Annotated in this window: 36 protein-coding genes; all 36 read right to left on the bottom strand. The window is 44.2% G+C overall.

Annotation, left to right across the window (positions count from 1 at the left end; all coding sequences use genetic code 11):
• Positions 1–65: 65 nt before the first annotated feature.
• On the bottom strand, positions 66–191 hold the full coding sequence (locus AC2CZC_RS01995; RefSeq protein WP_256370531.1) for a hypothetical protein: 126 nt from the start codon (positions 189–191) through the stop codon (positions 66–68).
• A gap of 5 nt (positions 192–196) precedes the next feature.
• Positions 197–454 (bottom strand): phage tail assembly protein, encoded by a 258-nt coding sequence (locus AC2CZC_RS02000; protein ID WP_039608579.1) that lies wholly within the window; start codon positions 452–454, stop codon positions 197–199.
• A 3-nt stretch (positions 455–457) separates the two neighbouring features.
• Entirely contained in the window at positions 458–973 is a 516-nt protein-coding gene (locus tag AC2CZC_RS02005; protein WP_023397066.1) for a phage major tail tube protein, read from the bottom strand.
• A complete protein-coding gene (locus tag AC2CZC_RS02010; RefSeq protein WP_484583646.1) occupies positions 973–2,361 on the bottom strand; it encodes a phage tail sheath C-terminal domain-containing protein in 1,389 nt (462 codons plus the stop codon). The genes AC2CZC_RS02005 and AC2CZC_RS02010 overlap by 1 nt, the downstream gene beginning before the upstream one ends.
• Positions 2,362–2,530: 169 nt before the next feature.
• Complete coding sequence (locus tag AC2CZC_RS02015) at positions 2,531–2,869, bottom strand: GPW/gp25 family protein (protein WP_484583647.1); 339 nt, start codon at positions 2,867–2,869, stop codon at positions 2,531–2,533.
• Positions 2,866–3,168, bottom strand: a complete 303-nt coding sequence (locus tag AC2CZC_RS02020; RefSeq protein ID WP_484583648.1) for a PAAR domain-containing protein — start codon at positions 3,166–3,168, stop codon at positions 2,866–2,868. The genes AC2CZC_RS02015 and AC2CZC_RS02020 overlap by 4 nt, the downstream gene beginning before the upstream one ends.
• A gap of 3 nt (positions 3,169–3,171) precedes the next feature.
• Entirely contained in the window at positions 3,172–3,564 is a 393-nt protein-coding gene (locus AC2CZC_RS02025; RefSeq protein WP_484583649.1) for a DUF2345 domain-containing protein, read from the bottom strand.
• Positions 3,528–4,025 carry a phage baseplate assembly protein V gene (locus tag AC2CZC_RS02030; RefSeq protein WP_484583650.1) on the bottom strand — a complete coding sequence of 166 codons (498 nt, stop codon included), beginning with the start codon at positions 4,023–4,025 and terminating at the stop codon, positions 3,528–3,530. The genes AC2CZC_RS02025 and AC2CZC_RS02030 overlap by 37 nt, the downstream gene beginning before the upstream one ends.
• A gap of 8 nt (positions 4,026–4,033) precedes the next feature.
• Complete coding sequence (locus AC2CZC_RS02035) at positions 4,034–4,606, bottom strand: hypothetical protein (protein ID WP_039608574.1); 573 nt, start codon at positions 4,604–4,606, stop codon at positions 4,034–4,036.
• 88 nt (positions 4,607–4,694) lie between these two features.
• Complete coding sequence (locus tag AC2CZC_RS02040; RefSeq protein WP_484583651.1) at positions 4,695–4,976, bottom strand: hypothetical protein; 282 nt, start codon at positions 4,974–4,976, stop codon at positions 4,695–4,697.
• 18 nt (positions 4,977–4,994) lie between these two features.
• Positions 4,995–5,825 carry a hypothetical protein gene (locus tag AC2CZC_RS02045; RefSeq protein ID WP_484583652.1) on the bottom strand — a complete coding sequence of 277 codons (831 nt, stop codon included), beginning with the start codon at positions 5,823–5,825 and terminating at the stop codon, positions 4,995–4,997.
• 137 nt (positions 5,826–5,962) lie between these two features.
• A complete protein-coding gene (locus AC2CZC_RS02050) occupies positions 5,963–6,868 on the bottom strand; it encodes a hypothetical protein (RefSeq protein WP_484583653.1) in 906 nt (301 codons plus the stop codon).
• A 20-nt stretch (positions 6,869–6,888) separates the two neighbouring features.
• Positions 6,889–7,473: a phage tail-collar fiber domain-containing protein gene (locus tag AC2CZC_RS02055; protein WP_484583654.1), complete on the bottom strand. Its 585-nt coding sequence runs from the start codon at positions 7,471–7,473 to the stop codon at positions 6,889–6,891.
• Entirely contained in the window at positions 7,473–8,687 is a 1,215-nt protein-coding gene (locus tag AC2CZC_RS02060) for a phage tail protein I (RefSeq protein WP_484583655.1), read from the bottom strand. The genes AC2CZC_RS02055 and AC2CZC_RS02060 overlap by 1 nt, the downstream gene beginning before the upstream one ends.
• Positions 8,680–9,579 carry a baseplate assembly protein gene (locus tag AC2CZC_RS02065; protein ID WP_484583656.1) on the bottom strand — a complete coding sequence of 300 codons (900 nt, stop codon included), beginning with the start codon at positions 9,577–9,579 and terminating at the stop codon, positions 8,680–8,682. Before AC2CZC_RS02065 ends, AC2CZC_RS02060 begins: the two co-directional genes overlap by 8 nt.
• 987 nt (positions 9,580–10,566) lie before the next feature.
• Positions 10,567–11,004, bottom strand: a complete 438-nt coding sequence (locus AC2CZC_RS02070; RefSeq protein ID WP_484583657.1) for a hypothetical protein — start codon at positions 11,002–11,004, stop codon at positions 10,567–10,569.
• A gap of 9 nt (positions 11,005–11,013) precedes the next feature.
• Positions 11,014–12,498 carry a hypothetical protein gene (locus AC2CZC_RS02075; RefSeq protein ID WP_484583658.1) on the bottom strand — a complete coding sequence of 495 codons (1,485 nt, stop codon included), beginning with the start codon at positions 12,496–12,498 and terminating at the stop codon, positions 11,014–11,016.
• 9 nt (positions 12,499–12,507) lie between these two features.
• The gene (locus tag AC2CZC_RS02080; protein WP_484583659.1) at positions 12,508–12,726 is read right to left on the bottom strand and encodes a hypothetical protein; all 219 of its coding nucleotides are present in this window, start codon (positions 12,724–12,726) and stop codon (positions 12,508–12,510) included.
• A 9-nt stretch (positions 12,727–12,735) separates the two neighbouring features.
• Positions 12,736–13,923 (bottom strand): hypothetical protein, encoded by a 1,188-nt coding sequence (locus AC2CZC_RS02085; RefSeq protein ID WP_484583660.1) that lies wholly within the window; start codon positions 13,921–13,923, stop codon positions 12,736–12,738.
• Positions 13,920–15,884 carry a DUF4815 domain-containing protein gene (locus AC2CZC_RS02090; RefSeq protein WP_484583661.1) on the bottom strand — a complete coding sequence of 655 codons (1,965 nt, stop codon included), beginning with the start codon at positions 15,882–15,884 and terminating at the stop codon, positions 13,920–13,922. Before AC2CZC_RS02090 ends, AC2CZC_RS02085 begins: the two co-directional genes overlap by 4 nt.
• An 8-nt stretch (positions 15,885–15,892) precedes the next feature.
• Positions 15,893–16,372 (bottom strand): hypothetical protein, encoded by a 480-nt coding sequence (locus AC2CZC_RS02095; RefSeq protein ID WP_484583662.1) that lies wholly within the window; start codon positions 16,370–16,372, stop codon positions 15,893–15,895.
• A 156-nt stretch (positions 16,373–16,528) separates the two neighbouring features.
• Positions 16,529–17,383, bottom strand: a complete 855-nt coding sequence (locus tag AC2CZC_RS02100; RefSeq protein ID WP_484583663.1) for a phage tail protein — start codon at positions 17,381–17,383, stop codon at positions 16,529–16,531.
• Positions 17,368–18,207 carry a baseplate assembly protein gene (locus tag AC2CZC_RS02105; protein WP_484583664.1) on the bottom strand — a complete coding sequence of 280 codons (840 nt, stop codon included), beginning with the start codon at positions 18,205–18,207 and terminating at the stop codon, positions 17,368–17,370. Before AC2CZC_RS02105 ends, AC2CZC_RS02100 begins: the two co-directional genes overlap by 16 nt.
• Positions 18,208–18,247: 40 nt before the next feature.
• Complete coding sequence (locus tag AC2CZC_RS02110) at positions 18,248–18,547, bottom strand: tail fiber assembly protein (RefSeq protein ID WP_484583665.1); 300 nt, start codon at positions 18,545–18,547, stop codon at positions 18,248–18,250.
• 1 nt (position 18,548) lies between these two features.
• On the bottom strand, positions 18,549–19,517 hold the full coding sequence (locus AC2CZC_RS02115; RefSeq protein ID WP_484583666.1) for a hypothetical protein: 969 nt from the start codon (positions 19,515–19,517) through the stop codon (positions 18,549–18,551).
• A gap of 63 nt (positions 19,518–19,580) precedes the next feature.
• Positions 19,581–20,495 (bottom strand): hypothetical protein, encoded by a 915-nt coding sequence (locus AC2CZC_RS02120; RefSeq protein ID WP_484583667.1) that lies wholly within the window; start codon positions 20,493–20,495, stop codon positions 19,581–19,583.
• Between the two features lie 3 nt (positions 20,496–20,498).
• Positions 20,499–21,053 carry a phage tail protein gene (locus tag AC2CZC_RS02125; RefSeq protein ID WP_484583668.1) on the bottom strand — a complete coding sequence of 185 codons (555 nt, stop codon included), beginning with the start codon at positions 21,051–21,053 and terminating at the stop codon, positions 20,499–20,501.
• A gap of 15 nt (positions 21,054–21,068) precedes the next feature.
• On the bottom strand, positions 21,069–21,959 hold the full coding sequence (locus AC2CZC_RS02130) for a phage tail protein I (RefSeq protein WP_484583669.1): 891 nt from the start codon (positions 21,957–21,959) through the stop codon (positions 21,069–21,071).
• A complete protein-coding gene (locus tag AC2CZC_RS02135; RefSeq protein ID WP_484583670.1) occupies positions 21,952–22,545 on the bottom strand; it encodes a hypothetical protein in 594 nt (197 codons plus the stop codon). Before AC2CZC_RS02135 ends, AC2CZC_RS02130 begins: the two co-directional genes overlap by 8 nt.
• Before the next feature lie 98 nt (positions 22,546–22,643).
• Positions 22,644–22,982 carry a hypothetical protein gene (locus AC2CZC_RS02140; RefSeq protein WP_484583671.1) on the bottom strand — a complete coding sequence of 113 codons (339 nt, stop codon included), beginning with the start codon at positions 22,980–22,982 and terminating at the stop codon, positions 22,644–22,646.
• 68 nt (positions 22,983–23,050) lie between these two features.
• Complete coding sequence (locus AC2CZC_RS02145) at positions 23,051–23,353, bottom strand: hypothetical protein (protein ID WP_484583672.1); 303 nt, start codon at positions 23,351–23,353, stop codon at positions 23,051–23,053.
• Positions 23,354–23,355: 2 nt separating this feature from the next.
• The gene (locus tag AC2CZC_RS02150; RefSeq protein WP_484583673.1) at positions 23,356–24,252 is read right to left on the bottom strand and encodes a hypothetical protein; all 897 of its coding nucleotides are present in this window, start codon (positions 24,250–24,252) and stop codon (positions 23,356–23,358) included.
• A gap of 100 nt (positions 24,253–24,352) precedes the next feature.
• The gene (locus AC2CZC_RS02155; protein ID WP_484583674.1) at positions 24,353–24,712 is read right to left on the bottom strand and encodes a hypothetical protein; all 360 of its coding nucleotides are present in this window, start codon (positions 24,710–24,712) and stop codon (positions 24,353–24,355) included.
• Positions 24,713–24,723: 11 nt separating this feature from the next.
• Positions 24,724–25,311, bottom strand: coding sequence for a hypothetical protein (locus AC2CZC_RS02160; RefSeq protein ID WP_484583675.1), 588 nt, complete (start codon positions 25,309–25,311; stop codon positions 24,724–24,726).
• A 108-nt stretch (positions 25,312–25,419) separates the two neighbouring features.
• Complete coding sequence (locus tag AC2CZC_RS02165) at positions 25,420–25,881, bottom strand: hypothetical protein (protein WP_484583676.1); 462 nt, start codon at positions 25,879–25,881, stop codon at positions 25,420–25,422.
• A gap of 18 nt (positions 25,882–25,899) precedes the next feature.
• On the bottom strand, positions 25,900–26,676 hold the full coding sequence (locus AC2CZC_RS02170) for a hypothetical protein (protein WP_484583677.1): 777 nt from the start codon (positions 26,674–26,676) through the stop codon (positions 25,900–25,902).
• Positions 26,677–26,683 lie beyond the last annotated feature (7 nt).

Genomic DNA, 26,683 nt, shown 5'->3' on the forward strand with positions numbered 1-26,683 from the left:
AAGACCCTAAAACTGCGCTTAAGTCCTTGAGCTATCAAACTTGCGCTGGTGAAAAAAAAGGCGGGTTACCCCGCCTCTGTTGCTTCTTTATAATCAACCGCTGCTTCAAACCACTCGATGAGTTCGTCCTCAGTCAGCCCGTTGAGTTCTTGCAAGCCCCACCCTGTGTACTTAGCCAGGGCAATCACCATTGCTTTTAGACGCTTGGGCGGGATACGAGAAAAGCCTGGAGCGCCTCGCGTAACTTAACAAAGTCGCTCCAATCTAGCTCTTCGATGATATCTGGAGACACTTCACACAAATGTGAGAAGTAACGGATTTCACTTTCAGATTCGCTAATATCCGCTTTATCAACCATTAACCGATCGCGCACTTTAGGTCGTCTCATTTTTAGTTCTGCATACTCATGCCCATCGACCGTAACAGGGAAAGTCAGTTTAATGATTTCAGTCATAGATTAAGCTCCGATAGTCTTGCGTAGGTTAGCCATGTGATCAACACCCGCGATTTCGCGGATATCGTTGTACAGGTCAATGTTATAGATAACTTCGTTGTTCACTTCTAACTTGTACTTTTGAACAGCGTATTGCAGCGTCATTTTCGCTTCTTCGCCGTCTTTCCAGCTACCCATGTCTACTTCTTTGAAGAAGCCATGTAATGTGACAACGACAGGCTCTGGTGCAGCACCTTGCTTTTGAATAGCGCCACGTGCAGTCAGATTGATTGTTCTGCCAGTACCGCCCCAATCACCAAGCAGCTTAAGTACATCTGCGTTGTACTCTAGTAACGTGATTGAACCTTCAAGCTTTTCAAGTTGACCTACATCTAGCTCGATTGGCGCTTGGAAACCTGAAGTCACTTCACGTGTTTTAACTGTGACTTTAGGAAGCGAGATTTCGTCCGCAATGCCAAGGTAACCCTTACCATCTACAAACAGCTTTGATTTCTTTAGGATTTTAGGAGACATTGCCATTATACGATTTCCTCTAGGTAGTTGTTAGTTAAGATGCTCTTGAACGTGATGTGCTCAGCAGGTGTTGGCGGAGTGAAATCAAAGCTGAAGTACACTTTACCCGCTTGAATATTTTCAGGCGTGTTAAGGTCTTCATCAGCCCAGATTTGACCACCTAGGATAGCGCCTTGTGCTTTTAAGCTATCAAGGTAAGCTTGAACGCTTTCTGTCACATCTTTGATGTAAGTTGACGTGATGTTGCGGTCAACAGCCCACATATGTGCACGAAGTAGCGAGTCGTTGATCATATCCGCTGTACGAACAACTGATAGGAAAGCCCATTTAGGGTCGCCAGAACAAGTGCGGTTACCCCAAAGCTTAAAGCCATTTTGACGGATGATTGTTGCTACTTCATTTTCATTTAAAAGGTTTGCACGTGCATTTCTGTCGCCAAGTTGGAAATCGATTGCTTGCTGTGTGCCAACAATGCCATTCATAGCCGTGTTACTTGGGCTCCACCAGAAACCGCGGTCGTTATCAGACTTTGCAATCATACCCGCAACACGTGCACTTGCTGGCTCTTCTTCTGGTTGGCCGTTTTTGAACACTTTGACATGCGGGTCAACAACAAAAACACGACGTGAGCCAAAATCACTACGATAAGCAATGGCTTCAGAGTTTGTACCGCTTGGGCCATCCGCAATGATCACCGCGCGAAGACGCTCAGCAATACCTTGCATTTCCGCAACAACTGGGTTTTTCAGCGAGTTGTTGTCGCCGTCTAATGGGCGTTGATGAGTGTAACCAGTCGCAACTAGTATACGAGGAGAGAAACCCAGTTCTGATTCTGCACCTAGGAAAGCGTGAACACCTTCAAATTCACCCTGAGGATTAACACCACCAACCATGTTAGACATCACAGTCGCGTCATTAGCATCATCTGCTACACGCACCACCACAATGGCAGCACCTGCTTGGTCAAAAATACCATCAATCGCAGCAAATAAAGAGCCTTTATCTTTATCTAAAATATCTTTGATTGAGTCTTTTGCGTCTTGCTCAAGCTTAGCTAAGATTTCCGCCTTTTCTTGTGCAGTCAAGTCTGAACCTTTCGCAGCCGCAGCTTTACCTTCAGCTAGTTGTAATGCTTCACTGCCCGCAACAGCCGCCGCAGCAGCATCTTTACGTTCAGTTAGTTTCTGTTGAAACGCTGCTAAATTAGGGTCAATTAGGCCAGCTGCATCAGCGCGTTTACCAGCAACAAGAACAGGCTTGTTTAGTGGAAATGCATCTTTGTCAGCAAATGGGGCTGTACCAATCAGACCGATTACTGAACTTTTTACTGTTTTAATTGGGCGCGTGCCAGTTTGCGCTTCAATTACTTCTACACCGTGTAGAAATCCCGACATAGATATCTCCTTTAAAGGTATGTCAATTAGCTAATAAAAAAGCCATGTGACCGAGCTTGAAAATTCAAGTCAGTCGCATGGCTTAAGTTGATTAATTTTTTATCTGTACTAGTCAGTACAGAATGAAGTTAAGTGTGAAAAGTTGACCGATATGCCAACCTATTTTGAATTAAAGCTGGATCCCTTCTATTGTCACCGGCTCATTGTTAATAAGGTAAAGGCCCTCAATGGTAATATCGACTTTTCCCTGACCTGCTGGGTGCACCGCCACGCCTTCAAGTCGAAAGCGTGGCTCCCACCTATCTAATGCATTGGCAATCGACATAGTGATATCACCAACCAAGTTGTGAGAAAACGGTCTATCGACGAGTTCAAATAACCCACAGCCATAATCACGACGCATAACTCGACTACCCAGCGGCGTTGTCACAATGTCGCGAATACTTTGCTTTAAATGTTCAACGCCACCTAACGGCTTACCCGTTTGCGCGTTCATTCCAATCATCATTTATCTCCTACCGTGAAGCTGCCCACACCAATCGCAATTTTACCGCCACAATCTGTGGGGTCTCCCAGTCGCGCAACCGCTTTGCCGCCTATGGTAAAATTGGGGGCGCCCGCTTGCACAACCTTTCCTGAGTGGTTAACTTTTGGGTCTGGCATGTAAACATGCACACTGACACTGTCTCCTTCACGAAGTACATCAATACCACCTACTGTAAATTTGGGACCTGAAGCCGAAATCACGCCCGGGGCATAGCCACCGTGAATATCTGTGATAGCACCATCAACTGAAATAGCAGGCATACGCTAGCCCTCCTGAGCTTTGATTGCTAAACCATCTAGCTTCATTACCCCATCAGCTTTGACTGTCATCGCCGCAGCGGATTTTACAGTCATAGCAGCAGCGGTTTTAATGGTGGTATCGGCTGTTGAGTCTAATGTCATTGCGCCTTGCTTAGTCTGTATAGACATATCGCCTTGCTCTGCAATCACATTGGTGCCTTCCTCTTTAGACGTGATATTGACGGATTTCCCTGTCAAATTTAGCGCTTCAGTTGCGGTAATTGAGATATTTTTCTTACCATTAATGTCGGTTTCACCATGCACCAACACGTTGGCATTTTGCTTACACTCAATATTCACTTCGCCACCGGAAAAGATATTTATTTGGGCAGGGTTATCACCTTGAGATTCTGGCACAAAAATATCGTAGGCATGTTTTTCACGGTCATATTGAACAATAGCACCATCTTGATAGTGAGTACGCTGGACATGCTCTCGGGACTCCGTTCTACAGCACTTAGGCTTTGTACTAACTCATCGCCAGTCGCACTGGTCGCATCCACCACATGATTCATTTTAAAATGCGGTTGCTCATGACCATTGGCATACAAACTACCCAGCACAATGCCTTGTGCCATATCTCCGCTGGGAGCAAGCACTAACACTTGCTCACCCACTTCAGGGGCTTGCCATGTCATGTCTTGGGCAGCTTGATTGGTCAGCCAGGGTAATTTTGCGGTCAACCACTCGCCGATCCGCACTTTGACCCTCGCCAAATCAAAGTCAACTTCTTCAACCGTGCCGATTGAAATCAATTTGGCAAAGCGATGCTGCATGTCAGAGACAGCCAGTTCGGACTGCTGTTGATTTGCTAACATAATCGCTCCTAAGTTGTGGTAGGTGCTTTATTGATCAGCTTATATTCTCCCCCTTTGGGCCCCAAATACACTTCGGTAATGGCAGGTCCTGGAGGGTCGTCTGGGTATTCCACTTGATAATAAAAATCCCAGTAAAGCTGCGCTTTTGCCAGTGTTGAGCTGACTTGATGACTAAACGATATATCGCTTTTTTGCGCGATAAAGTGCTGCCAATGGATGGGCATTTCGTCCACCATCACAAGCGCCTCACACTGGGTTATCAACTGGTCAAGTCGTTGCAGCAACTGTGCGTTATCGGCATCTTCCAACTCAATGTCTAGCTGTAACTGCAACACTCGTCTATCGAGTGAGTTTGGACTGAGGTTTTTGTTATACGACGGTCCATATGTGACGCCTTTGTCGGCGCCTTTCGCCTGCAGTTCACTGGCTTGACGTTCGCCGAGCAGCTTGACTGTCAGTTGGGCTTGCTGCGTCAGATCTGGGTAAGGTTGTGCGGCTTTTAAGAGCCCCACATGTGCCACCCCTTGAAGTCCAGATGATAAGCATTCAAGCACCTTATTGATTAAGGTACATCTTTGCATGAGGTTATTTACTCTTTGAAGTTAAGACTTATGATGGTTATGACTCGAAGGAAAAGGCGAGTCGAGATGGACGAAATGCCCAAATATGTTATGCAGGGAATGGATAACGAGCTTTAATCTCTGCCACTTTATCCTGCCAAGCTTGCTTACTAGCATCCGTTTGGTCATATTGCCACTCCATGTAAAGTGGATCACTGTAACGCGCATATGCGGACTTTCTAATTTGGTATATCTCTACTGATGAGTATTCAATGGTCAGCTCTGAGACAGGAATGTCTATTTCATTATCATTTAGAAACTGCTCCAGCTGGTCTTGATTCATAAATTCACCGATGGATGAGATAAGCTTTCCATTGTGTTTAATAAGCATGATTTTTATGTCCTTATTTTAAGCTGAAGGGGGAATTGCATCGACTTTTTCGTTTAAATCCGTCAGTGATTTATTTAACTTTTCAATTTCAGAATTAACACCTCCTACGCGTGCAAATTCTGGGTAAATCCCCCATGCGCGACCTTCTAAATTAGCAACTCCACTCACTGTCCCATATAAACAAATTAAAGCTTCACCAGTCTCTCCAGGCGCATTACCTAATACCAATTGAGAATGAGGCGCCGTAAAAGCACGTCCAGCATGCTCCGTTTTCTGGCGATAGCCCATTAACTGCCATCCGTTTTCATAATTCACATATGGCTGCATTGCGCCACTAATACTCCCCGAAAGCACTTTGGCATAACATGCAGTTGTCAATGCCCCTTGATGATAATTATTTGACCAAACATCATCTAATCGAGCTATGCTTGAATCACTTACTCGCCATTTGACTCTTAATATTCTAAAATCACCGTTTATATAGCCACCATAAACATTATCCCTAAAATCTTGTGCTACTCCCACATTCTCACCAAAGTCTTCATCATTCAAAGAAGTTGTTCTTAACTTTGCCGCCTCAGTCACCTCGAAATATTCACATCCAATAGTAGTGAAGCCGGGAATTCGCTCAGAGTCTCCCTCTGCAAGCAGCATTCTCTGGTTTTTGCTCAGTAAAGTATGACCATATTCAGAACGGGCATTGTTGATGTAGTAATCAAACTTATTTTTTGCACTGGCCATTATGCTGTTTATTTGACCAATTTGATTTTGAACTGTGTCACACAGTGCATTAGCCCGTGCAGAGACATTGGTAAGACGCTCTGTGATAGTTAAATTTTCAATTGACATAAAAAGTCCTTTATTTTGTTCCAGATATTCGCAGCAACACTCCATAAGTTGTAAAAAAGCATGTCCATTTATTTAATCAGCCATAAAAGACCCATAAACATCAGGTAGAGTGCTACATACTCTGCTTATCGCATACGTTAAGCTGTTGGGCTTTCTAAGACTGCCAACCTTCGCTCTATCTCACCAAGCTTATCAATCAAAGGTTTATGCTCTCTCTCAAACACTGGCTTTTCAAAATAACCCCAGCGCCCCTTGGGCACCTTACCCAAAACAATGCCAGGTAGTGCGATTAAGCAGCTTGCGCCTTTGCTTAGGTAAAAATGCGGACCAAAGTTATATCGTGCCCCACCTAATAAAGCTGCATCTGTATACATTCTTTCATGCCATGTTTTGTCGTTAGGTACCCTAGTACTACCATCATTTTTAGGGTATCCCATATGAACTTCACCCCGTTCAACTTTCATCCAAGCACCAAATGTAAATATGCCACTTTGTGGCACAGGGCCTTGATACATGGAAAATGCCTTGAAGATATCTGTTGGATAATCCGCAACATCTTTCGCGGTCAAGCGGATAATTGCAAACTCTGGCTGGTTCTGATCCGGGATAGAGCCATGAACTTCCCTCCACATTTTTTGGATTTCAGGGTCTTGCTCGCTTGACTCGGATTCAGAATCAGAATGTGCAACAATTTCACAGTCATAGTGTTTATTACCTCTAAGATCAAATCCACTTGGAGTGCCTTTAGTTCCAGCGCTTAACGTGCCATTGATTTTTAATTCTTGATTATCTGTTACTCTAAAAAAGGAGAGTTCTGAACGAAAACCATTTTCTACAAGCGTTTCAATTTTTACTTTTGACTCGGCTACTGCGGCGTTCGTATGTGCAGTCAACTCTGCCGTTTTAGCTGCCATCTTTTGCTTTTCAGCGGTCAAAGTGGCATTGATCACAGATAACTGCTCATCAACAGTATTGCAAAGTTCATTCGCTCTTGTCGCGACATTCGCTAAACTTTCTGTAATAGTAGTATGTTCGTTTGACATATATTTTCCTAATTAATCTATTAAAGCTTTTCCAGTGCTGCCAAGCGTAACTCTTGTTTTAACTGTCGATGCATTGTATCCAGCTGCACCAAAGTCAGGTCAGCCAATTCATTGTCTAGTAGCATATTAAAGTTGTCTAAGCCCGGCATAATCTCAACGCTATCCGAAGGAAGTTGAGCGAGACTCAAAGTCACACTTTGCACTATTTTCACATCAGGTGTGCGGTAGCCCAATGTACGGTTGGGCTCAGAATATACCCCTAATAAAATCAAGTCATTGACCTTCAACTGGTCTGCATCCGGCGTACTTTTTTCATCAGATACGTAGATGTAAACACCAACCTCACGGATAGCATATTCTGGCGCAGCTGGATACTTGTCAAAGACAGAAACCACTGTGACCTGATGATTTTCACCAACGTTATAATTATCATCTCTAATAATCTGTAGTTCTTGCAAGTTACGTAAACTTGTTTGTGTTTGCGATGGCGTATAACTTGCGTCACCAAAAGACATATGGCTGATTTGCGCTTTTTTTCCATTAGCCTTAGCTGCCAATAAAGCATCCAAGCCCACTTGAGTAAACTGCAAAGTTAATGCAGACATTAAGCAGCTCCTTGTATATTAAAATGTTGAAAAACTGTTTGCCTAGTTGCACTTAATACACACTCAGTCCCAGTGCAATCACTTGGCAGAACACCTAACCCCGTTATTGTTAAATGATGATTATGATTTGAAATACCCACGCCAGCACATCGTGCTATAGCCCTGCCAGGAGGAGGCTTAATTCCTTCTCCTAAAGGCGCAAAGTAAGAAGATTGATGTACACTATTAACGCCTGAATACCCCTGATTTTGTGACAACTCTGGAGGAACGACTCCTTTTCCTGCTGGGGTGAAATACGATGCTTGATACGCCTTAGCAGTACCGATAACACCGTCGTTTTGCTCAAATGAGGGGGGCTTTACACCGCTCCCTTGGGGCGCATCATATCGTCGGACCATGGGGGCAGAGTTCACTCCAAACGTGAACAACCTCTCTTCGTATGCCAACCCCAACTGCACATCCACATGAATAGAACCCCGTTTAACCGCTTCAATAATCCGGCGCACTCGCTTTAACATTTGGGGGGTCAGCATTCCTTGCTGCTGCTCATCCAAATTACTATTGATAAGTGCCCACACTTGCACAGTGCCTCGGGGCAACGCTTCTAAATTGTCTCCTTGCCACCACTCTTTAATTTCGGTTTTGATATTTAAACTATCGAGCGCTTTTTGCAGCGCGTAAGGCGTGCCTTTCACTTGGTGTACGGCGAATGCGTCATTAATCACTTGGCGCTTTAGGGCTTCGCTCCACGCCTCGTCCCACTCATCCACAGATACGGACCAAGCTAACCAAGGCAGCAGCGCTGCCGGGCACAAAAAAGGGTCCCACACACTGGCAAGCAACAAGCGACTATCGTTTAGCACGCATGCTGATTTAACTTGAGCACGCTTTATGGGATCAGCCTCATCTGACTGCCAGTTATCAATGTTAAGCTGCTCTGCAAATTTATTGAGCTGCTGCGTATCACAAAACTCTGGGTGCTCCACCAGCACTAACAACTGCTTTGTATTGCATTGCAATAACACATCGGGGTTTGCCAATACCTTATTGGGCTGCATGCCACACAGCTTTGCAAGCCAAACCAATTGCACATCACTTCGGGTTGAAAGCGCTAATAAAGAGATCAATAGATTGCGAACAGCTTGATTGTCTGGAAATTGCCGACTGATTGTCTTTACCAGCTCACTGGCATTGGTTGGGATCAGTTTATCCATAGACATTTTCCATCAAAACCGAGATAGATTCGCAATAAGGCGCTTCAGTCGCCTGACAAACAATATCGTCAACTGGACTCAGTAAGGTCACGTCCTCCACACCGGATTGATGCAGCGCTGCATAAATCCCCGCCCGCGTGACTTTTTTACCAAGGTAATGTCGTGAATCACAATATGCTTGTACTGCTTGCTCAGCCGCGGCAACAAGCGCACTGCCGGATGGGCCATGCAAAATAGAGAGCTCCGCATTCACCGAAAATGGCTTTATTTGTGCCTTATGCACCGTCACTCTATCTCCTAATGGGCGCACTTTCGATGCCACTTTGTCGATACCGACTTGCTCATTGCCTTTTGCAGAAAAGTAATCCTTCACCTTGTCAATTAGCCCGTCATTCGGCTGGCCGGTATCAAGGTGACTCAAAATGGTTAGTTCAATATCGCAAGGCGCTGGACTAACTACTGCAACATCTTTTATCTGCGGATCGCACGACATTGAGTGATAAATGTAAGACTCACGACTGCCAGCCGTATTAAGGCCATCAAATGCCAATTGTATACGCTGTCTAAAAGCAGTATCAGATTCCGCTGGAGCGGTTTTGCGTGACAGATTATACCTTGCTGCAATGGCATCTAAATCATGCCCTTGTGCTGAGGCCAACATATTGCCCTTCACTGCATCATTGAGCTTTTGTTTTTGTAATACTTGTTGATACGCTAAAGTTTGCAACAAAAGTGCAACTGGGTCGCTTTCTAGGGATAAAGCCGCTTGATACTGTGGGTTTTGCAATAAAAACTGGGCTTTGAGTTGCTCATACTCTTGTTCATAATCAAGCGTTGCAATAACGTCTGGAACAGGGACTTTCGATAAGTCTAATTTAGTAAAGCCACTCATAATCTTCCTATCTAAAATAAAAAACCCGCACTCATTTAAGTACGGGTTTTGATTCATGGGATAACTGTGTAAAGCTCTTTCAAGCTTAAGGTCATTTTACTGATTTTAAGGAGTTGAAACAGGTCATTTATGACCGCCTTAAAACCGCTAAATTTGTGCTTCATACAAAAAACGCCATGCACTCATTTATCGAAATAAAAAAGCAACATGGCGTTGAAACTATTGGGTCTTTTTCAGCTAGATATCAATCATAAGCTGTTTAAGCTTTTCTCAAGCTTAGGTGTATTGTACTGATTTTAAGGTTTTGAAACAGGTCATTTATGACCGCCTTAAAACCGCTAAATTTGTGCTTTAATACAAAAAACGCCTCGTGCTCATTTATCGAAATAAAAAAGCGACATGGCGTTGAAACTGTTGGGTCTTTTTTCAGCTAGATGTGAATCTTAAGCTGTTTAAGCTTTTCTCAAGCTTAGATGTATTGTACTGATTTTTAGGTTTTGAAACAGGTCATTTATGACCGCCTTAAAACCGCTAAATTTGTGCTTTAATACAAAAAACGCCTCGTGCTCATTTATCGAAATTAAAAAAGCGACATAGCGTTGAAACTGTTGGGTCTTTTGTAAGCTTAGCAGCAATCATAAGCTGTTTAAGCTTTTCTCAAGCTTAGATGTATTGTACTGATTTTTAGGTTTTGAAACAGGTCATTTATGACCGCGTTGAAACTGTGTATCTTTTTCAGCTAGATGTGAATCTTAAGCTGTTTAAGCTTTTCTCAAGCATAGGTGTATTTTACTGATTTTAAGGGGTTAAAACAGGTCATTCCTGCCCTAATAGCAATAAATTAAATACGCACTTAAAATTCAATAAAAGAAACCCGCTCGGCACGGCTAAGCGGGTTTAGGTTGTGGAATAACAAGTCTGTTGCTTTCGCAAGCAACTATGATACTAACCCGTTTATTGGGAATAAAACGGGTCATTGCATCAAGTTTATAATGAAATATTTACATCAAAGGTAAATTCTTCCAATTCTTCGGATGTTGAGATATCCGCAAGAGTTTGCTCTGCCTTATCACTTGCTAAACGTAACTGCTCACGCTCGGCGAGTAGTTGCGCCAAGTGTGCTTTACTCACATCTATCTCTGCTTGATCGCCTGCCAGTTCAGCCATTAATAGGTGCTCCTGTGCTTTTTGCACACGCCATTGCTCGGCTTCTAGCTTATGATACACAGCCTGTTTAATCTGCTGTCGCTCGGCTTGTTTCTGCTGATTAAACTGCGTTTCAGCCAATAATATTTGCTCAGTCTCATAAGTTTGGTAATAGTCTTTGATGCTTTGCTCCGTCCACGCTTCACCTGTGTATGGATGCACCAGCCAATAATTACCATCTATTTGCATGCCTTTGTCGGCAAAATATTCACAGCTCATGTTCTCTCCTTAAATTGCACGGCAGCTACGACCAACACCGTAGTAACTATCTACTTGGTGCTCATTCAAAATACCCACATTAGAGTAGGGATTAATACACATTATCGCACCGGCCATAAAGCCTGTACTGGTGCCTGTGGCATCCGAGGTCGCTTGATACCTATACGCCCCTAATAATTCACCGGACATACTCTCTATACAAACATTGACTTCCCCTTCACCATTGATATGACCTGCAGTACCATGTGAGTATGAACCCCGCTGATTGCAATCAAAGAAAAAGTTCACCGGCTCAAGTTTTTTATCAGAGGTAAAGCGATAATGAGCGCTGAATGTCGACCCACCCATTTGAACCGCATTATTCACGACCCCAAAATATCCAAAATAGTTACGCGCCGCATTACTCATTGCTTGTAATCCAGTATTCCAGCGCAAATACCCTGATGTATGTGATAAGTTGACCCAAACAAAATTAACTGTGGTAAAGTCCCCCGCATCCGCATATGCCTGCAACTCTTGATTGTTGGCGATAGATGTATTGGTGATCACATTGCCATCGCGGTATTTTTCTATCAATCTAGATGTCCCAGCATCCACCAGCACCAAGCAGTGTTTTTGATTATCATACAAAATAGCTGTTGCGTTATGACTGTGGTTTGTGATGGTGGGCACACCAAATTTATCACGGGCATTTAAGTTTTGTTTGGGCTCTGTGATCGTTGTAAAGCCTGCGGTTTTGGTGAATATTCCGCCATAGTTGTTAGTGGAATGATTCTGAGCATCTTGAGAGCTGTATACAATCTCATACTCTATGCTGGCAGGGTTATCCTTTGATGCCAGTGGCACATAAGCCGTGGTACCATATACATACATGGTGCTTGTTGGATTTTGCGAAAAAGTATTTCCTGAGACATAACAACTAAACGTCGTCGTTCTAACCGCACTTTCAGGATCGAGCTTTAAATACTCTATTCGGGTACATTCTAAATTAGACGTACTATTAGTATAGCTAGGTCTCACCGCATAGGTTTCACCATTACTATCGTACACTGCAAAAATACTCTGCGCTCTGCGATTGTTGGTGTGATTATTCGGTGTTTCAATCGGCCTGACGCCCATTAATGTGCGCACTTGCATTGCGTTATTTCTGGTTTGTAACGATTTTACGTTTTCCAAACTAGGTGCCATGACATCTAATTTATCTAACTGAGTCGCCTTAGCTGCTAACGCATCGCTTGTTTGCACTAGCGAGTCTTTTGCGCCTTGCAGCGCCGCACCCGTCGATTGCGATACCTGCTGCAGTGCCGTGGTGGCATCGTCAATGTGTGACTCGGCAACTGCCACCACAGCTTGCTCCAATTTACTGTTATCTGTCAGTTTTGTAATCGCGTTACTGACTAACGCTTGTTCTTCAGCAGAAAGCGGCTGATTGCCTTGCATATCGGCAACGAGCTTATCTACCATGACTTGCACGGCATTTTGTATGCTGGCCATAATGTCCTCTTATATTGTGAAAAGTTGTTCGCCAAGAATTTGGTTAAGTTTGACCTTACGAAGTCGTTCATGAAGTGCTTGCGCTTGCTGCAGATGAAAGTCATCTTGCATGTAAAGCTGCTTATCTAACTGGGTAATGGCGGATGAAATACGGGTTACATCCTGTTGCAACAAATTATCTGGATGGGGTAGAGGTAAGGAGTAAAAAGCGGTTCTATCATCTATCATACGCCCTCCTTACATTGAGAAAGCACGCAAAGAGCGTACTCTTGGCCTATCTATGTGGGTGCCTGACAACACCAATTTAACCCTCACTTGCGTATCGGCCAAATTGGTTGTTTCGTAATTACACAACAGCCAGCCTTCCCCTTGCGGTTGTAGTTCGTTAATCGCAACCGCTTGCCACTGCCCCTGCTGCTCGATGTATACATCCACTTTGGCGCCACCTGGCAATTGCGCCTCAAAACTCACTTTGAGATTGCCACCTAATTGGCAAGGGATCGCCCGAGTGACATAATCCGCTTCATTACCAACTTTACCTAGTGCTGTTTGCACACTGTCATACAAAACCGGCGATTGAGTTGCGGTACCTGTTAACTTGGCCTTCACAGTGAGAGGCTCGCTCACCTGCTGGGCCAATCTCAATGGCTGAGATTCTTGCAGGTTAAACTCACCGCTTTGCGCGCCATTAAACTCAAAGTGCAACTGGGTTTCGCTGCTTGGTCGCTCAATCGCGGCCATTGCTAAAATATCGCTGTGCGCTTCTAAAGCCACTTGCCCCAGTTCAACAGTGTGCTCTGACTGAGTGAAGCGAGCTGCCTTTAAACGAAACGTTAAATCACGGTTTTGATGCGGTGTCCAAGTTGAGGCATTGCTCGAAGACAATAACACACCCACTTGATACGGCTGGCTTGTCACCCAACCACTTGTGCGATCAAATTGGCCTAGTTCTGCAATTGCCACTTCATGCACTGCATCATCACTCAGCACCACAATGGCATACTCTTGACCGGCATTGAGTGAAATTGGCGTAAACTCAAACAGGGTTGGCCCGCTTAAGGTTAACTCAGACACAGGTAAAGCCGCTTCTGCGATCACCGTGTCGTTTGGGATCCCCAAATCTGTTTCGCGGATCTGCACTCGGACAGGCTTGTCGCCTAACTTCTTAAACCACAGTTCAACCCCAGCAATAAAGCGTAACTCAGGTAAGGTAAAAGTTTGGGCAAGGGGATCAAAACGCCATTGCAGTACATTATGCACACGACGCACTGTCTGAGTAACAATGCGGCCACTGCCAGTATAGGTCGCCTCGCCTCTCGATCCTTGCTTACCTGTTAAGCGTACGGATTTGCTACCAACAGGCACATTACTTGGAATATAAAATCGGCCGGATAATCGACCTTGTGAATCAGCTGTTATGGTCATTGTCTCTCCGGAATAATCGTAATGCCATCAAAAGTAAGTTGCTCCAACACTTCATTTGCACGAAACCCTGAAACGGAAAAGTTTACCCAGCGACGTCTTAAAAACTCAGCACTGCGTGATGAACTTCTCAGCACTTGCGTGTTCACGATTGTTCGACCACTCACCCTAGAGCCCCGGCCACCCCAGAACCGTCTAGTGACTGTGCTTGCTACATTAGTATGTGTTTGGGTCCAATGGTCAACGCTAGGCGTAAGGCGAACGTCAGCAGGGATAGGCTCAAATGCCATATATGGATTGATCTTCATACTGCCAGTTTGCTTGGGCTGCTCAAGTACATCTTCTAATTCATACGGCAAGGTCAGTGCTCGCCCATTAGGCACTTGTAACTGATGTATATCTGCTTCTAACGGTAATACCAGCTCACCATCTACAATTGCAGCGGTTTGCTCAATACCTGCATCTCGCATATCGTCATCTAAAAATGGATCAACAAATACGCCATACTTACTGGTTGGGTCCTGACTATTGGCATCATTGCGAAGACGCTCTATTGCCAACAATTGATATAAGTCGCCGATTTGATTCTGCATCTGCTCAAGCTGTGACATAGACACGGCGCGGATAGCCAGACTCTCTATGCCCGGTGCTTGATTTTGAAACCAAAACTGTGTGATTTGTGCCAACGCAAGGTGATGCGCTGGGGCCTTGGGTGCAACAGGTAATTGATGCGCCGCTTGACCTTTGATGCGTTTGATCTCTCCAAACTTATCCAGTACCACCAAATCAATGCGCGGGCGATGCCATTGATAGTCAATAGTGACTAATGTGTTTTCTACCAGCTCACCGCCTTCTGCCAGCTGCTTTGGCAGGCTGAATCCACGCTCATCATAATCAACACTTAACTGCTTTCTATAGCGATAAGTCACTTGGTATTGACTGCCGCCAGCAGGCTCTTCACCACTTAACTGCCAACTAATGTGATTACGCAAGAAGATAAAGTCGGTTCCTTGCATGTAGGTTGTCTCACCTTGTGAAATAGACAAGACTTCAAGCACCGATTCATCTGGCAGTAAGTCATCACCACCAGCTAGCTGCCCACGGGTTAGCTGAGCACTTTTCTCTACTGTTACATTGACTTCATCCACAGATTTAACTGGGAAAAAGTCAGTATCAATGCGCATGATACCTTGGCTATCGGATTGGAAAGTTTTAGGCTCTTCTTTAACCTCGCCTACATCCGGATCATAATCAAATTCAGCCGTTCTCGAGGTTGCAAATGCCACTTCATAGCCTTCGATATGGGCTTTGCCCTCTTCTAGACTGAAGCTCTGAACGGTTTGATCTGCCCCTCGGTAGCTCAAAGACATGCCATCGACGACATAACTGCCCCCGTTTGACTCCCTATCGTAGCGTGCAAGCGCTTGCGTAACCGCATCCAACTGCGGTGGCGGTTGTTTTATGATTAAGGTGCCCTGCTCTATTTTATGTACCGGATAAAATGCATCATCAGGGCCAATCGCATCACTGAGCAATCCCCATTGGCAAACTTGTTGTAGACGAGCAGCCCCCGGTTCATCAAAGTTTATTGCATCGACAGCGGGATCTCTAAGACTGGGATCTTGTTCTTCTGTTACCACATTGTGTGTTAACCAAACACCAATATCCAAGCTCGCTGTTAAATCTATTGATACCACACTGCTTGGTATGGGGCGTACTTGACCTGCAATATACACCTCAGCTTCGGTTATGAGTGCGGTTGCAAGGGTTTTATCGATAACAACTTCACCGCCTTTGACCAAATCGCCATCTTTTAAGAGCACATCAGCAACGCCCTTTATTTGGTGATTAACCTGTGACTGTAAGTCATTAAGCTCTCTACTTTGTAGGCCTTTACCTGCTCTGAACAACAAACGTTCATAGCCCGACTCGGCATGAAATTTTTCATAGTAATCGTCAAGCATAAGCACCTCTAGAAGCTAACAACAAATTCAAAGCTTTCTCGCACGCCTTGCTCACGAATAAGCGGAGCACGATGTTCAAGAAGCAGTAAAGTGCCAGAGTTGGCGACCTGTTCAGGCGTCAAATATACCAAGCCATCGGGTAGCTGAGCACTAGCTTGCAAGCCTGACATTAAGCCCAGTTCGCGCACGGTTTCACCTGCGCCATCGGTAAAATCAAAGGTAAATTCGCAATAAACATGCTGTGTTGGCTCTGAGGATAAGCTGAAGCGACCACCTTGAACAAAAATGTCACCTTGATCATCGGGGTAACAAAATCCGACTTTTTTTGCTTTGCGATAACCAATAGGATCGGCAAGGCTTGTCGCGGCAATAGGCTCAGCTGGTGGCGTTTGCCACTGAGACGCGCCGCGTCCCCAAGCCAAATAGATGGGAGTTTGTGCAATTGTTTGAGCGAGCATAGTTCGCCCTGCACGGGTAAGAATAGCCAAAATATTTCCTTATCATCCCTCACTCGGTCCATATACGGCATTAACTCATTTACCAAGTGTCTCAACGCGCCTTCCTAGGCATGACATAACTATCCTTGCAAACACTCATGGAGAGTTGCGTAAAACCAAGCTCAAGATTTATTAATAGTTGAAAAGTTAGCGATTTTGCTGGTGTGCAATAACCACCTGAGGTGATTGAACTGCAGACCAACTGCTCGCTTGCCAATGACCAAACCACTGCGCTTGGTCGAGAGTATAAGCACGACTAGACTGGCGACTATGCACTGAAGTCACGCCAAATTGGTTGATAAGTGGCTCACTAAGACGGAAAGCGCCCAAAATTTCAGAGGAATAACTCTGCCAAGTACTATTATGTTTGCGAGTTAAACCACTGAGCGTATCACTACTACAACTATGATGTTCAGGGTGAGTACGCTTGGTACTTATTCGCAGTAGCTTGCCATTTTTGAGGTGATGCCTAAATCCGGAGTGATCACTTAGCAATGAGCCAAAAGGTTTTGCTGATAAAGTTAATTCTCGGATATCAAGTTGATAAGTGACACGGGTCAGTTCACTTCTTGCAGGTGCACTGAGCTCAGCCAGTTGAGACATACGCTCAACATCATTTAAGTTGGGCAATTGCTCAAGGTGACATTGGTAGCGGTAAAAGTGACGATGGGATGTCGACTCTTCAACATCTTTAAGTGAAAAGCCAAGCCATCCATACGCCATTTCAAGACTTTTTCGCGTCCCTCGGATCCGCTGCCAAGCAAGCCCTTGTTGCAGCACTTGGTCAAGGTCATCTAAGTAAGGCACCAAAGCACCTAAGCCATATTCCCAAATAAGCCAAGGTAATAGAGACTGTTTAGGGTGAGATTTAAAGCCACGTAATAGCGATATGCCCTCGCCCAACACGCACTCTAACTGCCCATGTTTAACCACAGCAGATTGCAGTTCACTGTGGTTGTAAGGCAGCAATGCGTCGCTTTTTGTATCTAGGTGATCAGACATAATTGAATTTGCCCTAACTGAGCATATTGATTGGACTCGATATTGATCAAGCTATCTGGTGTATGTATTTCAACATGTTTTACCCCTTCGACATGCAGTTGAGCACTCAACCAACTGGGGGTCATCGCAACGCCAAGGGCCATGGCGTCTTGCCAAGCAGCGCGGAGCTTTTCTTCTAACTGTGTAAATACCCAATTAGGTACATTGTGTTGCAGATAAATATCCGCTTTCACATCAACAGGCACTTCTTCTGCATGATTGACTTCTACCTGATCCGTTAAAACCTTAACTTGATCGCTCAGTACGTATTCTCGTACTTGCTGTAAAAGCGCATCGGCAGAGTCTGTATCTTGAAATAATATCGACACGCGAACACGTCCGGAGGCAGGGCTATCCACTTCTACATCACGAATAGCATTGGGGGCAGCGGTGAGCGCTGCATTACGGTAATGATCTTTACTACCAGCGGTACTGGAAGCCAGAGTTTTCTGCCGAATGCGAAGACGGTAATTACCGTCTTCTTCACCCTCGGCACGCCCAAGACCATAAAATACACCAAGCTGATCTAAATCGCCGCCTTGCGCTGTCGCTAACAAATTAGCATACGCCGCTTCGTTGATACGCTGGCGCAATAGCAGCTCTCGATAGCTTTCCACTTGCAGGCAGACTGTCAGTGGGTCACTTTCAAGCTCTAATGCATCAGCATATTGCGGCGCAATGGATTTAAACCTGTCTTTGCGGGCTTGGTAAATATGTTCATAGTCCAGTGGCTCAATGATATCTGGCGCTGGGAGCGCAGAAAAATCAAAGTACTGGGAGTTCATAGGGGATCTCTAGGTGGGTTTTATCTGTAGCGTCTAAGTTTTAAGCTGAGGGTGATACTGGCCACACAATGTCTTGTGGTTCAACAGCTTGCGCAGGAATATCACGTAAAGCTTGACGATAATCTAGCCATGCTTGTTTTTGCTCTGGTGTCATATCTACATCTGTGATTTGCGTCCAGTCACACTGAGCAAGCAATTGATTACGCTTCATTCTCACATCATCCCAAGCTAGATTTGACAAAGTCGCTTGTATCACAGAGTCTGGAACCCCCTCGGCTAACAAATCATCTGTGCTGAAGTTAATATATTCGATATTGTTGTAAGTTAAAGAGATATCCATTTTATAATGCTCCATGGAAATGAGTTGTATTATTTGTACGAGTAAACATTTGTTGTGATATATCAACGCCATCACTCCAAACTCGAATAATGTCGCAGACCTTATCCGTTTCAGTGCTTCCTATTTGCTTACAGCCATGTTTAGTACAAGACAAATAACGCCCTTGGTGTGACCAAGATCCGGCACCTAACCACGCACAATTTTGCTTAGTAGTAAACCACCCTGGGTTTGAAACTCTATGAAGTTCACACCCAACAAAAGTCACTGAAATATAACCCATACCAATACCGTCGGGGTGTACAACACAGTCATAGGTTTTAAATATAGCGTCGTAAAAAAACAAGCCAATATCGCCCATCCACCTATTATAGCTTGGAATATTAAACATCCCGTGGTGATAAGGCCCAGATTTTGCGCCTTCCAATATTTCTTGCTCTAAAGTCACAGTACTCACTCTGACATTAGATCCAGCTTTTGGCCTGATAGGCCCAAGGTAATACCATGTATCATCATTAGGTGACTGAACAAAAGCTCTGAACTTAATCTGGCTTGTTTGTTTATTTCTACCGCTAATGGTCAAGCCACAACCAAATGGGATGTCAATAATCGACCCCCAATAGCATATTGTGTCTTCTGGAATGTGAATATGAATATTCTGATTACCAGCCTCATACAATTCACGCACTATTGGAGCAAGGTCAGCACCACTTTCGGCATCCACCTTGACGTCCATTAAATCCCCTACTCCCTGATACCTCCTATTAGCGGTGTTAATAAATGCATTAAAGTCGTTTTGAGAATCAACAAATTTGGCATCCAAAGCGCTCTTCGCTTGAGCGACTGTTGTGTCAATATCTTGCATTTTACCCACCACGGTTGCAGTCAGCTCTGCATTAGCAGATACCAACTCACCATTGGTCGAATGCAACTCTGTGAGTTGCTCTTCAAGCGTTTTAGCTTGTGTAGACATAAATATTGTCCTTAATTTAAATTAGAAATATAAATAAGTAATTGGAAAGGAAGAACTATTTGATTAGGCGCTTGCTGTAACTGGCGGAGCAACATGATTGAGCCCGGAAGCTGTTGAAATTAAGTAACACCCTGGCGTTAATGCAGCGCCTGGATTAGACAATTGTTCACAATGCATATCAACGTTATTAAATACTGCCAATACAGCGCCACCTACTGGCGGTGTATCCAAACGAATATGTGACATAGGCTCATAAACAGTCTCACCCGCAACATTGACAACTTTCGAAGCAAATACAACATTGCTCATAGAAAATAAGCCTATTTTGCTATATCTGGCATAATTTGCTGCAACGAAGTAAGGGAAAAATTGCCCTGTTGTGCTTCGGTGAAACACTTCCACAGGATAGGTTTCAGTGTCACTGCACAATGAATAAGTGGCTTTACCTAGATTTTCAAATAAGCGATTGCCTGCCATCAAAATGGTTTTTTGGAATTCACCAAACAGCTCAAGTGAAACGGATGCATTGTCACCACTGGTGTTAAATGCAATGGCACCTGAAAAGTGCATTTTCAAACCAGTGGATTGAAAACCACTTTGTGTGTACGCATTAAAAATAACTGAACAGTCCGGAACCACAACGGCCGATGAGACATGCTCTACATTATTCGCAGCAAGCATGATACGAGCAAAGCAACCCGGTACAAGTTTAGCCACCGCGGCTTTTATCGTATTTAGTGGCGCTTGTGCACTTAGGCCATCGTTACTGTCACTACCAACCGATTGATCAGCATTCACATACAAGGTCTGCTCCAATGTATTTTCTATTTCGCCACGCACTTTGGAAAACGCCGTATCAACCTTGGTATCCACGTTAAGCAACAACTGATTGATGTCATCCGTCAACTCACTGCACCGCTGAACCAAACTTGCATTGTTATTGGCCAGTTCCGCTACGCTCTTAGATAGACTAGACATTACTTAGCCCTCCAACTTTAAAAGACGATCATTAAAGTGTATCTGCCTCAAATTCGATTGAATTTGTGCTGTGATCGCCTTGGTTTGTGCAATGGTCAAAGCCGCAAATTCATCGGCATAATATAGGCTCAAATCGCCTGTCACATTAAAGTCTAAGCTTTCCGGCGGAACTGCTGTCAAAAGCAAGTCGAAACCTTGTACAATCTTTGCAATTGGGGTTTGGAAAAATAAGACATTCTCTGGATGAGACCAAACAGCAAACAAGGTCCGCTGACTTTCTTGTTCATGATCGTTTAAGTAAAAGCCGACTTCTTTAACCGCATATTGTTTATCATCTGTAAACTCGGCTGTTACGTGAAATTGACCATTGCCAACCACTTCAGCACCCGATACAGGCGCTGTATTTTTGGGGCTTTTTAAAGCCGTTTGATGTCTATCAGGCGTATAGCCCGAGTCGCCCACAGCAATATGGCCAATTTGAATTTTAACCCCTTGCTCAAGGGCACTGACCGCTGCGTTTATTCCCTGCTGCGTCACAACAGGTGTATATACATTCATATAGGTACCTCAGATTTATAAATTAAGCGTGATATTTTGCATTGAAACGGTATAGGCACCGCTCGCGATTGAACTTTTTGATGTGTGTTGAGAATTGGGAGCGTCTTTAAATAAAACATTTGATAGCGACGCAGTGACACCAGTAGATGCCACAAAAGCGCCACTACTAAAATGGGCCGCAGCTTGATCCTCAAAAAGCTGTCTACCAATATGATGAGATATACCCATTGATGTCACTTGCACCTGACTTACGCTAAAGTCAAAGCTCGGCTTATCCACCAACTTTGGCAAATTTACACTGACAGTACTAGCGGCAGCATAATTACAGACATGAACTGGTGCAAAGTTAAATATTGGTTCATCTCGATGCAAAGCGACTTGCATCGACGCACTTTGCCCACAACCGAACACTTGAGTGCCCGTATTTAGGTTAACCCCTATATTAAAATCAATATTGGTGCGCATTGGTTTAGTCGCCACCACAGATTGCCACATTTGCCCCTGCAGTTTAGGACTTAAGAATGTACTACCATTACTGTCTAAATTCTCATTGGCAATGGCCAGCAGCTTTGCACTGTGTGGCACCCCACCATACTGCCACCATTCTTGCAGCTCAACCTTGGCATTGAGCACTTTCAATGCATTATTTACAGCACTAACGGTCCCTTTATATCTGTGCCTTGGCACACTGTCCGCAATCACTTTACGCTGCACATGCTCCGGCCATGCGCTATCCCAGACATCCACACTCAATGCATCGGCAAGCCAGGGTAAAAATCGTGCAGGACATCTCCAAGGGTCCCATAACTGCTTGTGGGATACTGGGATATTCAGTATACGGTCACTGCAGTGTTCAAGCGCCAACTCCAAATCAGAAGTCTTTCCCTGCAATGTGAAGTTAGACATGCTCGTCTCCCACAGAGATGGTCGCCCGAGAGCAAAACGCAGCCTGATGCGCTTGCACGGCAATATCCCACTGCGGCGTCAACAGCTCAACTCGCTGCACCCCCTCTCGATGTAATACCGCATATAAGCCTGACAGAGAAATATCATGGCCTAATTTATGATGCTCAGCCAACCACGTCGCTAAACTTGCTTTGGCTTCTTCAACCAGTGCAGGCCCATCCATGCCAGGGTAAATATGTAATACTGCATCTAGTTCAAACTCGATGATATCTGCAGATTTAATATGCACTCTATCAGTCAGTGGTCTCACATTTTCCTTGTTTAACTGCGTTCTGACTTGCTCGATTACATCGGTCGTTGCGTGACCATTTCCTTGGCTTGTAAGCAACGTCACCACCACATCCCCTGGTACAGGCTCTGACGGTTCAGCACCTGACAATACCTCAGGCGTTAAACCTGCGTCATATGTACACATCAGTAGCCGTGCACTCGGTGGTAGTAAACTCGATACTTGCTCCGGCAGATCGACATACGCAAACTCGGGCGCATCTAAAAACACATCCTTGACATATTGCGAGCCCTTCAACGCATGAAATGCATATGCGCCTGCGGGGCCCGCAGTACTGAACCCTTCCAGCGCAAGAGCAATACGTTCACGATACCGCTCATCACTTTCATAAACAGCTAGCTTTGGAGGATCTGTGTATTGTCAGCAGGCTCCAATATTGCACGTTCAACTTCAAAGCGATTGCCCAAATAATCAAGCTCGCTGCTTGTAGCATGTGCAAGTAGCACACCCTGCGCGCTGTCATTAATGCGCTGACGCAACAAAAGCTCTCTGTAAGCAAATGACTCCACTAACTTAACCACGGGATCACTGATTAGGTTAACTTCTGCTTCGGGGAAACGTGTTTTAAAATCATCTAAAATCTCAGCCCTAATCTTTTCAAAGCTTAGTGACTCAATGAGGTTTGGCGCCGGCAAACGACTGAGATCTATGGCGCTAAAGTTTGTCAATGACATAACTAAGCTCATATAAGAATAATAAGGAAATGCCTGAGAAATTCAGGCACCATAGACTTTAAGAAAAATTAAAGTTTGGGGAAGTTAGATTTAACTACCGCTCTTGCACTTAGCCAAGCTTGTTTAGCGTCTATCGTGGCTTGTGCACTTTCACCAAGTTCAGTTAAATTTGCCATATAATCGATAAACAAGTGATCGCAAGATTGCGCGTAACCTAGTCGACGATTGTCTTCAACTTCTTGAACGCTAAAAATAAGCTGATAATCACCTTCAGCAACACCTGCGCTTTTCGCTATATTCTGAGCGCTTTCTTGTGTTGTCAGGCCTCCAGCAACAATCCGCCCCGTTGAAATTTGCTTTAATATTGCCATGTTTATGCTCCTGTTGTTTTAGCTACATCGGTATGGGTGTATGGGAAACCAACACTGTCTGCCCAAACCATATTTTCACCGTGATCACCTGTGCCAACATAAGGTAAACACATCGCCACTTTTATTTTTCCTAAACCTCTAAATAATGGCTGATGACACCCACCCCAACCAGCTCTGATAGCATGCTTATATTGCCAGCCTTTGCCTACGTCAGACTTGTTACATTCAATGATCGCTGAGCGATTCGACGATGGATGGAACTTTATTGTATCTGAGCATTCAAGTACGTTGACCCAGCAACTAGCTTGAGTAATAAATTCACCCCGACCCCACCCAAAATGCGTGTCGCAGCCTTGTGATAGAACAAATAGATTGCCATCATTTGCGTTGCTTGTACGCCCTTTAGTAATTTCAATATCAAAGAGTAAAACACGGTAATTAGAGCCATAAAAAGCTTCTCCACCATGATTTTTATAGCCAATACCTCGGTTCTGAAAATCTTCATTTGGTGTTAGACCAAATTCGTCTAATTTGTTCAAACTCACACGCGTGACTGTACCAGTGCCTTCCGAACCATCATGCCAAAATGCCGTCCAAGGCGCTTTATGCGCAACCAAAACATCGGTTGGTGTATCATTTGCCTCGCAAATAGAATTAAAAAACTTAGAATCCACGAGGGTATTTGGTGCCAGCGGTAAAGATTTCTGAAAATCTCGAATTTTGGCATCAACCGCTTGCTCTTTCGCTGTTAAACGGCTTTCAACCGCCGCGTTTTTTTGATCAATCTCGATGGCCTTTTGTGCCACGCGATTGTCGATATCTCCAATTTTGGTATCGACGATATCACTTAACTTTTCCGCCGCTTCAACGACGCGTGTAATGTCTTGCTCTAAAGACATATGTTTACCTCCGTTTAAAAATAAAAAAGCCCACCAAATTGGTGGGCTAAATTTGTTTGTAATTCTTAATACTGGTTCAAATCTAACTTAATCTAGCTCATTATTTCAAAAGGCCACTGACACCATGTGCACGGGTTAGTGCCTCATTTAATGCCACTGCTTGCCCCTTAACTTGATAAGGAAACTCAATCTCACCATTGGCCACTTTTCCTTCAACTGCACCAATGACATTTTTTAATGATTCTGCTGATACTTTGACTTCTTCAAGGGAGTTAGCAGCCGTTAACTTATTAACAAAAATGCTCAGCTCATGGAGTAATATGTGAGTTACATCTGAAGTAGAGCCTAATAAACTGCCATCATCAGCAACGCGATTATTTATTTTTTGTCTTGTAGAAAGGCGTTGATTTACATGATTTATTTGGTTTTCTACTTCTGTTGATAGTTTTTCTGCATTCATAGCCTAACTCCTTATAATAAAGCTTCTGGGTTATCGATGATCTCTACATCACCTTGTTTAAGTAATGTGCCATTTCCCACCTTTAACGCATTGACATTTAAAGTAAGGAAGTACTTATTCTTGAATGATAACCTAAGATAAATATGGTTATCAGTGCCAATATAGGATGCTGGTTCATGAGATCCTAAACACTGTACATTTAGATGTGCTTGTGAACTTGTATAACAATAACCAACAAAAGTAGCATCAATGATGCGAGGCTCATTTTCATTATCATGTGCAGCACCATACGCATAACCTTCCACGGTCAAGTGGTACATTGCATGATCTCTATCAACTTTATAGGGAAGCTTGATATGAATATTTGTAGGGCCGACTTCAGTTACGAAATAGTCAGCAATTGACATACTTTTCCTACCAAATACTCTGGTATTTGCCAATGACTCATCAACTCTTGCAATCTCTCTTGATATCGTTGTATTGACCTCAGCAACTTTGTTATTTACTGTCGTGTTAATATCTTCAATTTTTGTATCTACGATGCCAGTTAGCTGCTCTGCTGCACTGACTACATTTGCAATGTCTTGCTCTAAAGACATAATTTACCTCCAATTTAAAATAAAAAAGCCCACCAAATGGTGGGCTTCACGTTTGAGTTTTTTAACTCTGCATCAACACGATGTGCTCAGAACCGTGTAATGCCTGACTTACTTTGCTTTAATAACAGTATCAATGCCGTTTGCACGCGTCATAATATCTGCCATCACCGCATCTTGGCCTTTGGTCTGATAAGGAAAGCTCAGCTCACCTGCTGAAACTTTTGTTTCAATATCGCCAATTGCCGCTTTAAGTGATGTAGTCGAAGTACGCATCTCAGCTAAAGTGGATGCATCGCTTAATTTATTTACAAAGCCACTTAGCTCATTCAGTAACATATGTACTGTATCTGACGTTGTACCCAGCAAAGACTCGGTATCAGCTACTTGCTGCTCGATAGATAAACGTACATCATCACGGCTCTTTTGCTGCGCTTCTTCAACAGATAATTCGATTGAGAACGTGCTGTCTTTACCAAAGTTTTCTTCAACCAACTGGGCAACCGCGTACTGCTGCATCCCGGCATCAAAAAACTGCTCAACCACCTGCCCATTTACGATTAATTTCGCCATTTAATTTATCTCCTTATCTTATGCAATCACGTCGTATGCACCGTCACCGATGTACGCAAACTGACTCCAAGCTTTATCTAGTGGTACGTGACCCGACACAACAGCAGGTAATGCAACTTGAACAACACCCGTTTGATCCGCTGGTAGGTTTTTTCCTGGTACATAGGGGTGACAGTGCATATAATGATTTCGACCACCAGCTCCATAATGGGTACCGCACACCTTCGCGGCCTCGTTAGCCTGCAATCCAGTACACCAGAAACCAGTAGGGACAACCCCGCTAATGTGCTTCACAATTGCAGCTACTGTCATTTGCGTTGGTCTTCGACAATATTGATACATCATATACGCGTCTACATGACTGTTTTCACCGCCTCTGTTCGGCGCATATTCCAGTTCCCATATATTAAAATTTTGTGCAAACCATTTAGTATCAGATGTAATCGCCTGTAAGAACTCTCGAGCCAGTGGTGTTCTTTGATTGACTTCAACACCTGTTTCTACTTTTTCAAGTAAAGTGGCTCTAGTGACAAAGCCACTTGCCCATGCCTCTGGGAAAGTGCCGGCAGAATTAGCAATTAAAGCTTGGTTTTTACTCACTCTAAAATGCGACTGGCGCGCTTCATAAGAGTTCAGTAAGGCATCAGCGCTGGCTAGATGGGCATCCACCTTGGTTTTCGTCTCAGCCACCGCGGTGTTTAATTTGCTCGTGATTTCACTGATCTGATTATCAACGGTTGCAGTCAACCCTTCAGTGGCCTCAACAACGCGTGTGATATCTTGTTCTAAAGACATTTACGTT

It is taken from the genome of Pseudoalteromonas sp. MMG033, assembly GCF_057197785.1.

Coding starts and splice junctions, on each gene's coding strand:
- AC2CZC_RS02100 (WP_484583663.1), bottom strand. CDS start 17,383: ATGTCTGATCACCTAGATACAAAAAGCGACGCATTGCTGCCTTACAAC.
- AC2CZC_RS02160 (WP_484583675.1), bottom strand. CDS start 25,311: ATGTCTTTAGAGCAAGACATTGCAAATGTAGTCAGTGCAGCAGAGCAG.
- AC2CZC_RS02045 (WP_484583652.1), bottom strand. CDS start 5,825: ATGTCAATTGAAAATTTAACTATCACAGAGCGTCTTACCAATGTCTCT.
- AC2CZC_RS02060 (WP_484583655.1), bottom strand. CDS start 8,687: ATGGATAAACTGATCCCAACCAATGCCAGTGAGCTGGTAAAGACAATC.
- AC2CZC_RS02115 (WP_484583666.1), bottom strand. CDS start 19,517: ATGTCTACACAAGCTAAAACGCTTGAAGAGCAACTCACAGAGTTGCAT.
- AC2CZC_RS02035 (WP_039608574.1), bottom strand. CDS start 4,606: ATGCAAAGATGTACCTTAATCAATAAGGTGCTTGAATGCTTATCATCT.
- AC2CZC_RS02140 (WP_484583671.1), bottom strand. CDS start 22,982: ATGTCATTGACAAACTTTAGCGCCATAGATCTCAGTCGTTTGCCGGCG.
- AC2CZC_RS02085 (WP_484583660.1), bottom strand. CDS start 13,923: ATGACCATAACAGCTGATTCACAAGGTCGATTATCCGGCCGATTTTAT.
- AC2CZC_RS02050 (WP_484583653.1), bottom strand. CDS start 6,868: ATGTCAAACGAACATACTACTATTACAGAAAGTTTAGCGAATGTCGCG.
- AC2CZC_RS02170 (WP_484583677.1), bottom strand. CDS start 26,676: ATGTCTTTAGAACAAGATATCACACGCGTTGTTGAGGCCACTGAAGGG.
- AC2CZC_RS02120 (WP_484583667.1), bottom strand. CDS start 20,495: ATGTCTAGTCTATCTAAGAGCGTAGCGGAACTGGCCAATAACAATGCA.
- AC2CZC_RS02080 (WP_484583659.1), bottom strand. CDS start 12,726: ATGATAGATGATAGAACCGCTTTTTACTCCTTACCTCTACCCCATCCA.
- AC2CZC_RS02000 (WP_039608579.1), bottom strand. CDS start 454: ATGACTGAAATCATTAAACTGACTTTCCCTGTTACGGTCGATGGGCAT.
- AC2CZC_RS02090 (WP_484583661.1), bottom strand. CDS start 15,884: ATGCTTGACGATTACTATGAAAAATTTCATGCCGAGTCGGGCTATGAA.
- AC2CZC_RS02070 (WP_484583657.1), bottom strand. CDS start 11,004: ATGAGCTGTGAATATTTTGCCGACAAAGGCATGCAAATAGATGGTAAT.
- AC2CZC_RS02150 (WP_484583673.1), bottom strand. CDS start 24,252: ATGTCTTTAGAGCAAGACATTACACGCGTCGTTGAAGCGGCGGAAAAG.
- AC2CZC_RS02125 (WP_484583668.1), bottom strand. CDS start 21,053: ATGAATGTATATACACCTGTTGTGACGCAGCAGGGAATAAACGCAGCG.
- AC2CZC_RS02075 (WP_484583658.1), bottom strand. CDS start 12,498: ATGGCCAGCATACAAAATGCCGTGCAAGTCATGGTAGATAAGCTCGTT.
- AC2CZC_RS02110 (WP_484583665.1), bottom strand. CDS start 18,547: ATGGATATCTCTTTAACTTACAACAATATCGAATATATTAACTTCAGC.
- AC2CZC_RS02130 (WP_484583669.1), bottom strand. CDS start 21,959: ATGTCTAACTTCACATTGCAGGGAAAGACTTCTGATTTGGAGTTGGCG.
- AC2CZC_RS02005 (WP_023397066.1), bottom strand. CDS start 973: ATGGCAATGTCTCCTAAAATCCTAAAGAAATCAAAGCTGTTTGTAGAT.
- AC2CZC_RS02055 (WP_484583654.1), bottom strand. CDS start 7,473: ATGTCTGCATTAACTTTGCAGTTTACTCAAGTGGGCTTGGATGCTTTA.
- AC2CZC_RS02010 (WP_484583646.1), bottom strand. CDS start 2,361: ATGTCGGGATTTCTACACGGTGTAGAAGTAATTGAAGCGCAAACTGGC.
- AC2CZC_RS02040 (WP_484583651.1), bottom strand. CDS start 4,976: ATGCTTATTAAACACAATGGAAAGCTTATCTCATCCATCGGTGAATTT.
- AC2CZC_RS02145 (WP_484583672.1), bottom strand. CDS start 23,353: ATGGCAATATTAAAGCAAATTTCAACGGGGCGGATTGTTGCTGGAGGC.
- AC2CZC_RS02165 (WP_484583676.1), bottom strand. CDS start 25,881: ATGGCGAAATTAATCGTAAATGGGCAGGTGGTTGAGCAGTTTTTTGAT.
- AC2CZC_RS02155 (WP_484583674.1), bottom strand. CDS start 24,712: ATGAATGCAGAAAAACTATCAACAGAAGTAGAAAACCAAATAAATCAT.
- AC2CZC_RS02015 (WP_484583647.1), bottom strand. CDS start 2,869: ATGATGATTGGAATGAACGCGCAAACGGGTAAGCCGTTAGGTGGCGTT.
- AC2CZC_RS02020 (WP_484583648.1), bottom strand. CDS start 3,168: ATGCCTGCTATTTCAGTTGATGGTGCTATCACAGATATTCACGGTGGC.
- AC2CZC_RS02065 (WP_484583656.1), bottom strand. CDS start 9,579: ATGAGTGGCTTTACTAAATTAGACTTATCGAAAGTCCCTGTTCCAGAC.
- AC2CZC_RS02030 (WP_484583650.1), bottom strand. CDS start 4,025: ATGTTAGCAAATCAACAGCAGTCCGAACTGGCTGTCTCTGACATGCAG.
- AC2CZC_RS02105 (WP_484583664.1), bottom strand. CDS start 18,207: ATGAACTCCCAGTACTTTGATTTTTCTGCGCTCCCAGCGCCAGATATC.
- AC2CZC_RS01995 (WP_256370531.1), bottom strand. CDS start 191: ATGGTGATTGCCCTGGCTAAGTACACAGGGTGGGGCTTGCAAGAACTC.